The organism is Microvirga vignae, from assembly GCF_001017175.1.
Classification (GTDB): domain Bacteria; phylum Pseudomonadota; class Alphaproteobacteria; order Rhizobiales; family Beijerinckiaceae; genus Microvirga; species Microvirga vignae.
In genome coordinates this window covers 1-9,234 of record NZ_LCYG01000143.1, presented here as the reverse complement: position 1 = coordinate 9,234, position 9,234 = coordinate 1, and the positions used below count along the sequence as shown (strand labels likewise).

Genomic DNA, 9,234 nt, shown 5'->3' with positions numbered 1-9,234 from the left:
ACGCTCTACAGCATGGCCGGCCTATGTCCGTGCCGGGTCATGTCGGCATGGATGCTGCCTGCGGGATGCCCTGAGTTCTTGCTCGGCGGCGTGGAGCGCCGATGCGGCATCCGGACCGATCCATGCCGACATCCATGCCGACATGGCCGCGGAAGCAGCCCCTCGGCCATGTCGGGACGCGCCGATCGCCATGCGGGCGTGGCGAAATACTGCAAATGTGCATGTAAAACCATGAAACCCGTCCGACGATGACCTTCGAATACCCGTCGGACAGTTGGGTTCAAGGCTTCAGGTATTTTGCATTTGCCGCAGTGCTTGAATATCAACTTTTGATGCTTATGTCTGTATTGTCATGATTACTTCGCATCATATCCTCATCCTCCGCGGAGGCCGCCTTCTGGCAGGCCGCTGAACCCCGAACTCGGGCAGGCGCCTCGCGCCGCCGTCGTTCGGGGTCATGACACATCTTGCAAAGTCGAGTTCAGCAAGCCCGATTCCGGGTGAGAGCGGCCGCTCGCGCCTCAAGGCGGTGCGTCCGCAGGCCTGGGTCGGCGCCGCAAAGGAGGATTCCATGAACGGAACCGTTGAATTGCCGCCGGTCACCGTCGCGACGCACGACTACGACCGCCTCATGTCCGTCGCGGCCTTGGAGAACAAGCGGCACAGGCCGCATCGCGAGTTCCTGCTGTCGGAGCTGCGGCGGGCGTCGCTCTGTCATCCCGACGCGTTGCCGGACGACGTGGTCTCGACCAACGCGAAGGTCACGTACCGCCTCGACGGCGGCGGAAAGCCGAGGGCGCACGTCCTGGTGTATCCGGAGGACCTGCGCTGGCCGGGCGCGGAACTGTCCGTGCTGACGGCCTTGGGGATCGCCCTGCTCGGACTTCGCGTGGGCGACCGGATGCCGTTCCGGACGAGCCGGGACGAGCCGGCGCACGAGGTCGTGGTGGAGGATGTCCGGTTCAGGCTTCTGCCGGATGAAGTCGAACCTGCCCGTGGTGCACCCGATCAATCGGACAACGGGGACGGCAACTCGCGGGACGATCTCGACCGTCGTCTGGACGAGGCCCTGATGGAGACCTTCCCGGCCAGCGATCCGGTCTCGGTCATCGTCTGCGGACGGTCCTGATCCCGGCACCCACAATGCTTGCCGCTTTCTCATGGCGGAGCACAGCGACACATCGGAGAAGACGATGAAGCAGGTAACCGTCCCTCCCATCACCATCACCACGGTCGATTACGACCGGCTGGCCTGGATCGCGACCGCCGGGGTCAACGGCCAACGCTGCACCGTCGCCAAGATGCTGGCGGACGAACTCGATCGCGCGATGATCGCGGCGCCCGGCACCATCCGCCCGGACATCGTGACGATGCATTCGGAGGTCGAGTACCGGGACGAGGTCACAGGCGACGTGCGTCGCACCACCCTGGTGTATCCAGGCGAGGAGGATTGGGATGCCGGACGGATCTCGGTCCTGACGCCGGTCGGCGCGGCCCTGATCGGCCTGTCGGAGGGACAGTCGATGGAATGGCAGGGGCCAACCGGCGGGCGGCGCAAGGTGACGGTGCAACGGGTGCGTTTCCAGCCCGAGCGCATGGCCGGCATCAGCGCCTGAACCCGGAAACGCAACATGCCGCAGGGACACGCTCCCAAGCAGCCAAGGAGAACAAGCATGAAAGCCGAAAACAAGATCCCAGCCACCGGAAAGTCGCGCGATCAGCGGCCAGCCGAGGCGAGGGCAGTCGTGGTTCGGGCGTGGGCCCCGCAACCCAACCCGCTGACCCGCGAGGAGATCCGAAAGCTCGTGATCGACCAGATCGGGTAGCGGCGGCTCCCCTGCCGCTGCTACCCTGCGACGGACATGCACGAAACTCCGACCCCGAAACCACAGGAGACGAACCCATGCGCATACTGGCAGCGACGGACTTCTCGACCCGCTCGCAGCGGGCCGTGCGGCGAGCCGGCCTGATGGCGCGGGACAGCGACGCCGAGCTCACCCTCGTGCACGTCGTCGACGACGACCAGCCGACGGACTTGGTCGCGCTCGAAACGCGCGAGGCCAACCGGATCCTCGGCGAGCAGATCGGTGCGGTCGGCGAGCTGCGCGGGCTCCCGTCACGCGCCCTTGTCGTCGCGGGCGACCCGTTCGACGGCATCCTGCGCGCTGCGGCGTCGACGGCGGCGGACCTCGTGGTCATGGGAGCCCACCGCAAGCAGCTCCTGCTCGACATCCTCGTCGGAACGACCATTGAGCGCGTGATCCGCACGGGTCCGTTCCCGGTCCTGATGGTGAACGGGGAGGTGGAGCAGCCCTACCGGACGGCCCTGGCCCCGGTCGACCTGTCCGGGACATCCGTGAACGCCATCAGGACCGGCATGGCCCTGGGATTGCCCGGCGGTGCCCGGCTGGCGCTCGTTCATGCCTTCCTGCCGCTGGCGAAAGGGCAGATGTTCTATGCCGGGCTCAGCCCGGACACCATCGACGGGTACGTGGCCGATGAGCGTCTGCGGGCCACCAAGGAGCTGACTGCGTTCCTGGACGCGAACGGGCTCGATGACCACGGGCAGTCGGTGCGCATCGAGGAGGGGGCACCGTTCGAGGTGATCTCCGCTGCGGTGGAGCAATCGAAGCCCGATGTCCTGATCATCGGGACGCACGGCCGCACGGGCATCGTCAAGGCGCTCCTGGGAAGCGTGACCGAGGAGGTCCTGCGATCCCTCGACGTCGACATCCTCGCCGTCCCGCCAATCCGATGAGGCGACAGGCCCGCCCCTGGAGACCGTCCGGGTGGCGGCCCGCATGACCTGTATCGCGACGACCGTTCTCCTGACCCGGTACCATCTGGTTCCGGCGACCCCGGCAATCGCGTTGCACGAGCGCCTTGCATGCTTGTCCCGCTCCGATCGCATGCAGGGAGCAGGCGCTGTCGCGGATGTCCAGGTCAGCCGACCGACAGTCACCGCCTTGGGCGACGCCATGTTCCGCCCGGAACCTCCCCGCTGCCCTCGGTGCGGTCGCGATAAAGGGCCGCCCGGACGAGCAACATCAGGGTCACCGGCGTGGTCAGGGTGACGAACGCGGCGATCAGGATCTCGTGGACGACGGGCCGCGCCTCAAGCACGCTGAAGTAGAGTGCGGATCCGGCCAGGACGCTTGCCATGCCCAGCGTCGTACCGAGCGTGGGCGCATGGACGCGGGCGTAGAAGCTGCCGAGCCGCAGCAGCCCGAGCGATCCGATCAGGGCGACGGCTGCCCCGACCAGTACGCAGAGGGCGGTCAGCAGCGCGGCCCAGGCCGGCAGGTTCCCTGCTGCGTTCATTCGATCACCTCGCCGCGCATGAGGAACTTGGCGAGCGCCAAGGTCGAGACGAACCCGAGGAGGCCGATGACCAGCGCCGCCTCGAAATACAGCGTGCCGCCCGTGCGAATTCCGAACGTGACCAGCATCAGCATCGCGTTCACGTAGAGGGTGTCCAGCCCCAGAATGCGATCCTGCGCCCGTGGTCCCGCGACGAGGCGGTAGGTAACGCAGCACATCGCCAAGCCGAGCATGACCTGGGCGCTGGTGATGGCCCATCCGAGGATGACGAGAGCGCTCATTCGAAGATCTCCATTAGCCGCCGCTCATAGCGGTCCTTGATCGTCCGGACCCACACCGTCTCGTCGACCAAGTCGAGGACGTGCAGCAGCAGAGTGCCCTTGGCGGCATCGTAGTTCACCCAGATCGTACCCGGGGTCGACGTGATGATGATGGCAAGGACCGCAAGCCCCTGGCGATCACGCAGGTCGAGCGGAATGGTCAAAAAGCCTGCATTCACCCCCGGCTCCCGGGAGCGGACGATGATCCGCCCGACCGCGAGGTTAGAGCGGAGGATGTCGATCAGCACCAAGCCCGCAAGCCGCAAGGCCGCGCCCGGGCGACGGATCCTGGCCTTCTCGGGCCGCAGGGCCGCCATCGCCCATGCCGCCAGCAGCGCGAGGACGCTTCCCAGGATGACATGGCCGGCCGAGACGCTCTGGTTCAGCAGGAGCCAGAGGACAAGCAGGGCGGCCGACAGGAGGGGATAGGGCAGGAGCCAGTTCATGGGTTGGCTCGTCCCTGGGCCGATCCGACCCGCTCCGTCGACAGCACGCCCGTGACGTAGCCTTGCGGAGCCCGGAGGGCCTGCGTCGTCGCTTCCATGTAGCGCATCGTCGGCCCTCCGCCGACGGTGAGGCCGAGGGCGAGCAGCAGGAGGGCGAGCACCGGGGCCATCTCGATGATCCGAACCCGGGGGACGCGGTCGTCGATGCGGGCCCAGAAACTGCTGATGCCGGACCGCGTCATCGCAATCAGCGTCGCAAGGCCCGACACGGTCAGGAGGCCGATCATCGTCCAGGTCGAGGCCTGGACCGCAGTGCCGTCCGTTTCCAGCATCGCCGCCATCAGGGCGAACTTGGCGATGAAGCCCGAGAAGGGCGGCAGGCCTGCCAAGAGCAGGGCGCAGGCGATGAAGCTGCCGCCGAGCGTGGCGATCGTCGCCGGAATGGCGATGCCGATCTCGTCCGCCAAGCCCTCGTCCTCGCCCTCGCCATAGGCCTCCATGGTGACGGCGAGCACATCGGCCCCGGGGTCGCGGATGCGCTCAACCAGTTCGACGAGTAGGAAGAAGGCGGCAATGCCCAGGGTGGAGCTGACCAGATAGAACAACGTGGCGCCGATGACCGCCCCGTCTCCGGTGCCGACGGCGGCGATCAGCGTCCCCGACGAGACGAGAACGCTGCATCCGGCAAGCCGTGACAGGGACTGCGAGGCCAGAACTCCCACCGTGCCGAACATGATTGTCAGCATGCCGCCGACGAGCAGCCAGCCGCCGCCGAAGCCGGCAAGCGGCCCCGCATCCGGGCCGAACACCAGCATCCACAGGCGCAGGATCACGTACACGCCGAGCTTGCTCATGATTGCGAACATGGCGGCGGCCGGTGCGGAGGCGGCCGCATAGGTCGTCGGGAGCCAGAAATTGAGTGGCCACGCCCCCGCCTTCATCAGGAAGGCGGTGCCGAGGATCGCCGCAGCAGCGGCGAACAGCGCCGCATCCCCCGACGACAGAGCCGGAATGCGGGCGGCGAGATCCGCCATGTTGAGCGTGCCAGTGACGCCGTAGGCCAGGCTGGCACCGATGAGGAAGAGAAAGGAAGCCGTCAGGTTGATGGCGACGTAGGCAAGACCCGCCCTGACGCGGACGATCCCGTCCCCGTGCAGGACGAGGCCATAGGAGGCGGCGAGCAACGCCTCGAAGAAGACGAAGAGGTTGAACAGATCCCCGGTCAGGAAGGCGCCGTTGAGGCCCATGAGCTGGAGCTGGAAGATCGTGTGGAATCGCGGCCCCGCGCGATGCCAGCGCGCGAGCGAGAACAGCAGCGCCGCGATGCCGAGCACGCTGGTCAGCACCAGCATGAGGGCGGAAAGACGGTCCAGCACGAGCACGATGCCAAAGGGAGCCGGCCAGTTGCCGAGCTGGTAGACCTTCACGGCCGATCCATCTGCGGGAGACGTGTCGGCCAAGCGCAGCAGGACGATGGAGACGATCAGCAGGGCGACCGTCGTCGCGAGTCCGATCCCACCCTTGAGGGCGCGGCGGCGCTCCGCGAGGAGGAGCATCACGGCGCCGGAGACGAGCGGCAGCAGGATTGGCACGATGATCAGATGGTCGAGCATGCCCGTCATTGCGCGTCCTCCCGGCCGTCCACGTGGTCGGTGCCCGTCAGGCCGCGCGAGGCCAGCAGGACAACGAGGAACAGGGCCGTCATCGCGAAGCTGATGACGATCGCGGTGAGAACCAGCGCCTGAGGCAGTGGATCGGCGTAGAACGCCGGATCGACGGCCTCGGCGTTTTCGAGAACCGGCGGCACTCCGATCCGCAGGCGGCCCATGCCGAAGATGAACAGGTTGACCGCATAGGAGAGCAGGGACAGGCCGATGATGACCTGGAAGGTGCGCGGGCGCAGCAGGAGCCACACGCCGGAGGCGGTCAGGATTCCGACCGCCAGCGCGAAGATGAACTCCATCATGCGTTCTCCTTCGTCAGGGCAGGCCTCTCGGCGGGGAGTGGCGGCCGGGCGGAGCTCGGGGTTCGGACCGACTGATGCGCCAGGGCGATCAGGATGAGCACCGTGGAGCCCACCACGACCGCGAAGACGCCGAGGTCGAACAGGAGCGCGGTGGCTGCGGGCACCTTGCCGATGGCGGGAAGGTCCAGGTACTGGAAGTAGGAGGTCAGGAACGGATAGCCGAACAGCCACGCGCCCATCCCCGTGAGGGCGGCGCAGAGCAGGCCAAGGCCGATCCAACTGATGGGAAGAATCCGCAGCCGCGCCTCGATCCAGCGGGTTCCGCCCGCCATGTACTGGAGGACAAGGGCGATCGACATCGTGACCCCGGCCGCGAAGCCGCCGCCCGGCAGGTCGTGGCCGCGCAGGAAGAGGTAGACGGCGACCATGATGATCACCGGGAAGAGCCACCGCATGATGACTGCGGGAATCGTGAGATAATCGGCGAGGGTGTCGCCGACCGCGCGGTCCGGCCTGGCCTCATCATAGGCATCCTGCACCCGCTGCTGCTCCGGCGCGTCGACGCTCTCGGGAGCGGGCCGGAACCGCCGCAACAGGGAGAACACGGTGACGGCCACGACCGCGAGCACTACGATCTCGCCGAAGGTGTCGAAGCCACGGAAGTCGACCAGGATGACGTTGACGATGTTGCGTCCGCCAGCCTCGGAGTAAGCGTTCTCGACGAAGTAGCGCGAGATGGTATCGGGAAGCGGCCGCGTGAGCATGGCGTAGACGATCAGCGTCATGCCCATGCCGGCCGCAACGGCGAGGGTCAGGTCACGCCCCCGGCGCATCCTTGCCTGGAATCCGGCCGACAGGCCTTCGCCCGCAACCTTGAATCGCTTCGGCAGCCAGCGCAGGCCGAGAAGGATCAGCACGGTCGTGACGATCTCGACCAGAAGCTGGGTGATGGCGAGATCGGGGGCCGAGAACCAGACGAAGGTGATGCAGGTGACGAGCCCGGCCCCGCCCAGCAGGACCATGGCCGCGAGGCGGTGGAACTTGGCCTGGTAGGCCGCGCCGACGGCGCAGACGCCGCCGACGATCCAGAGCAGGAGGAAGGCGGGGTCGAACGCGGTGCCGGCAAGCGGACCGGCTTCCAGGCCGATCCGGTAGAGCGGCCACAAGGCCGCAAGGACCGCGAAGGCCGCCAAGATTCGCAGTTGCGGTTGAAGCCGCTGGGTGCCGAACTGGCGCTCCAGTGAGCGCGCCCATTTCCATGACAGGGTGACGAGCACCCGCTCGAAGATGCGCTGGCCCTTGAGGCGGCGCAGCAGGGGAGAGCCGTCGATGCCCTTCGCGAGATATCCCTGCAACAGCCAGTACAGGATAACGCCGCCGGTGAGCGCAATCACGCTCATGAGCAAGGGTTCGTTGAAGCCGTGCCAGACGGCAAGGCTGTAGTAAGGCGTATCCGGCCCCAGGACCGCCCGGACGGCGGTCGAGAGGAAGGGCTTGATGGTCATCGCCGGGAGGATGCCGACGAGCAGGCATGCCAGGACGAGGAACTCGACCGGGAACCGCATCCAGTGCGGCGGCTCATGCGGCTTGCGGGGCAGGTCGGTTGCAGGCGGGCCGAAGAACACGCCATGGATGAAGCGCAGGGAGTAAGCGACGCTGAAGGCGCTCGCCAGCATGGCGAAGTAGGGCAGGGAGTGGTCGAGAAGCGAGTCGACGTGGAACGCCGCCGCCTCGGCAAAGAACATCTCCTTGGAGAGGAAGCCGTTGAGCAGGGGCACGCCGGCCATGGCGGCGGCCGCGACCATCGCCAGGGTGGCGGTGATCGGCATGAACCGGAACAGGCCGCTCAGGCGCCGGATGTCGCGCGTGCCGGACTCGTGGTCGATGATGCCCGCGGCCATGAACAATGACGCCTTGAAGGTCGCATGATTGATGGTGTGGAAGATCGCCGCGACGGTAGCGAGCGGGCTGCCGAGCCCGAGCAGGAGCGTGATAAGGCCAAGATGGCTGATGGTGGAATAGGCCAGCAGGCCTTTCAGGTCCTGCTGGAAGATGGCCGCATAGGCGCCGAGGACCAAGGTGCAGAGGCCCGCCGTCACCACGATATAGAACCACGCCTCCGTGCCGGACAGCACGGGCGAGAGCAGGGTGAGCAGGAACACGCCGGCCTTCACCATGGTGGCCGAGTGGAGATAGGCCGAGACTGGCGTCGGGGCGGCCATGGCGTGCGGCAGCCAGAAGTGGAACGGGAACTGCGCGCTCTTGGTCAGCGCCCCCAGCAGGACCAGGATCAAGGCCGGCAAATAGAGACTGCTGCTGCGGACCTGGCTGCCCGAGGCGAGCACCTGGTCGAGATCGTAGCTGCCGACGATGTGGCCGATCAGCAGGATGCCGGCAAGCAGGCACAATCCGCCGGTGGCCGTGACCGTCAGCGCCATGCGCGCGCCATCGCGGGCGCTGGCGTTGTGATGCCAGTAGCCGATGAGGAGGAATGAGAACAGGCTGGTCAGTTCCCAGAAGAATACCAACTGGATGAGATTGCCGGACAGAACGGTACCCAGCATGGCGCCCATGAAGGCGAGCAGGAACGCGAAGAAGCGCGGCACCGGGTCGGCCGGCGACATGTAGTAGCGGGCGTAGAGCGCCACCAGGAAGCCGATGCCGGTGATCAGCATGGAAAACAGCCAAGTGAAGCCGTCCATGCGGAAGGTGAAGTCGAGGCCGAGGGTCGGCAGCCACTCGATGCCGATGCGCAGGACGACGCCCTGGTGAACGGCCGGATACTGGAAGGCCGTCAGGACGGTGCCGTAGAGGGCGATGGTCCCGGCCAGGAAGGCCGCACCGTTCCTGGCATCCTGCCGCAGGAAGGCGGCAACGAGGCTCCCGACGAAAGGAAGGGCGACGATGGCCAGGAGGGACATGCCACTGGACATGGTTTGAGCTATCTCCTTCCGGGTGGGGAGCGCGGATGAAACTCCAGTTGGGGGGCTATGCCACCCAATATGGTTGACGGGGATGCCCGAAGCAACGGCGATTCCGGCAAAACATCGCCTGGACCCTTCGCCCGGCGGGTGGCGGGCGATGCTGCCCGGCAGCTTTCCTCAAGGGAGGGGCGGCCATCTGAGGATAGGACCGGAGCGGGTCCTGCTCAGGACCAAGGCAGGAGCTTCCCCGAGACGGC

General features: G+C 66.7%; 10 protein-coding genes. 4 read left to right on the top strand and 6 right to left on the bottom strand.

The features are described from left to right. Positions 1 to 457 precede the first annotated feature (457 nt). From AA309_RS37070 to AA309_RS30865, 4 genes are all read left to right on the top strand, one after another. A complete protein-coding gene (locus AA309_RS37070; RefSeq protein ID WP_244470559.1) occupies positions 458 to 1,129 on the top strand; it encodes a GreA/GreB family elongation factor in 672 nt (223 codons plus the stop codon). Positions 1,130 to 1,193: 64 nt separating this feature from the next. After that, positions 1,194 to 1,616 (top strand): nucleoside diphosphate kinase regulator, encoded by a 423-nt coding sequence (rnk, locus tag AA309_RS30870; protein WP_047192854.1) that lies wholly within the window; start codon positions 1,194 to 1,196, stop codon positions 1,614 to 1,616. 57 nt (positions 1,617 to 1,673) lie between these two features. After that, positions 1,674 to 1,826 (top strand): hypothetical protein, encoded by a 153-nt coding sequence (locus AA309_RS35595; protein ID WP_160310587.1) that lies wholly within the window; start codon positions 1,674 to 1,676, stop codon positions 1,824 to 1,826. Positions 1,827 to 1,903: 77 nt separating this feature from the next. Next, positions 1,904 to 2,758, top strand: a complete 855-nt coding sequence (locus AA309_RS30865; protein ID WP_047192853.1) for a universal stress protein — start codon at positions 1,904 to 1,906, stop codon at positions 2,756 to 2,758. A 200-nt stretch (positions 2,759 to 2,958) separates the two neighbouring features. On the opposite strand, the gene mnhG is transcribed toward AA309_RS30865, so the two are convergent. The 6 genes from mnhG to AA309_RS30835 are packed head-to-tail and all read right to left on the bottom strand — an operon-like array spanning position 2,959 to position 8,986. Beyond that, on the bottom strand, positions 2,959 to 3,321 hold the full coding sequence (gene mnhG, locus AA309_RS30860) for a monovalent cation/H(+) antiporter subunit G (RefSeq protein WP_047192852.1): 363 nt from the start codon (positions 3,319 to 3,321) through the stop codon (positions 2,959 to 2,961). Continuing rightward, on the bottom strand, positions 3,318 to 3,602 hold the full coding sequence (locus AA309_RS30855) for a K+/H+ antiporter subunit F (RefSeq protein ID WP_047192851.1): 285 nt from the start codon (positions 3,600 to 3,602) through the stop codon (positions 3,318 to 3,320). The genes mnhG and AA309_RS30855 overlap by 4 nt, the downstream gene beginning before the upstream one ends. Next, the gene (locus AA309_RS30850) at positions 3,599 to 4,087 is read right to left on the bottom strand and encodes a Na+/H+ antiporter subunit E (RefSeq protein WP_047192850.1); all 489 of its coding nucleotides are present in this window, start codon (positions 4,085 to 4,087) and stop codon (positions 3,599 to 3,601) included. The genes AA309_RS30855 and AA309_RS30850 overlap by 4 nt, the downstream gene beginning before the upstream one ends. Beyond that, on the bottom strand, positions 4,084 to 5,709 hold the full coding sequence (locus tag AA309_RS30845; RefSeq protein WP_047192849.1) for a monovalent cation/H+ antiporter subunit D: 1,626 nt from the start codon (positions 5,707 to 5,709) through the stop codon (positions 4,084 to 4,086). Before AA309_RS30845 ends, AA309_RS30850 begins: the two co-directional genes overlap by 4 nt. Further along, positions 5,706 to 6,050, bottom strand: coding sequence for a Na+/H+ antiporter subunit C (locus AA309_RS30840; RefSeq protein ID WP_047192848.1), 345 nt, complete (start codon positions 6,048 to 6,050; stop codon positions 5,706 to 5,708). Before AA309_RS30840 ends, AA309_RS30845 begins: the two co-directional genes overlap by 4 nt. Continuing rightward, complete coding sequence (locus AA309_RS30835) at positions 6,050 to 8,986, bottom strand: monovalent cation/H+ antiporter subunit A (protein ID WP_047192847.1); 2,937 nt, start codon at positions 8,984 to 8,986, stop codon at positions 6,050 to 6,052. Before AA309_RS30835 ends, AA309_RS30840 begins: the two co-directional genes overlap by 1 nt. Positions 8,987 to 9,234 lie beyond the last annotated feature (248 nt).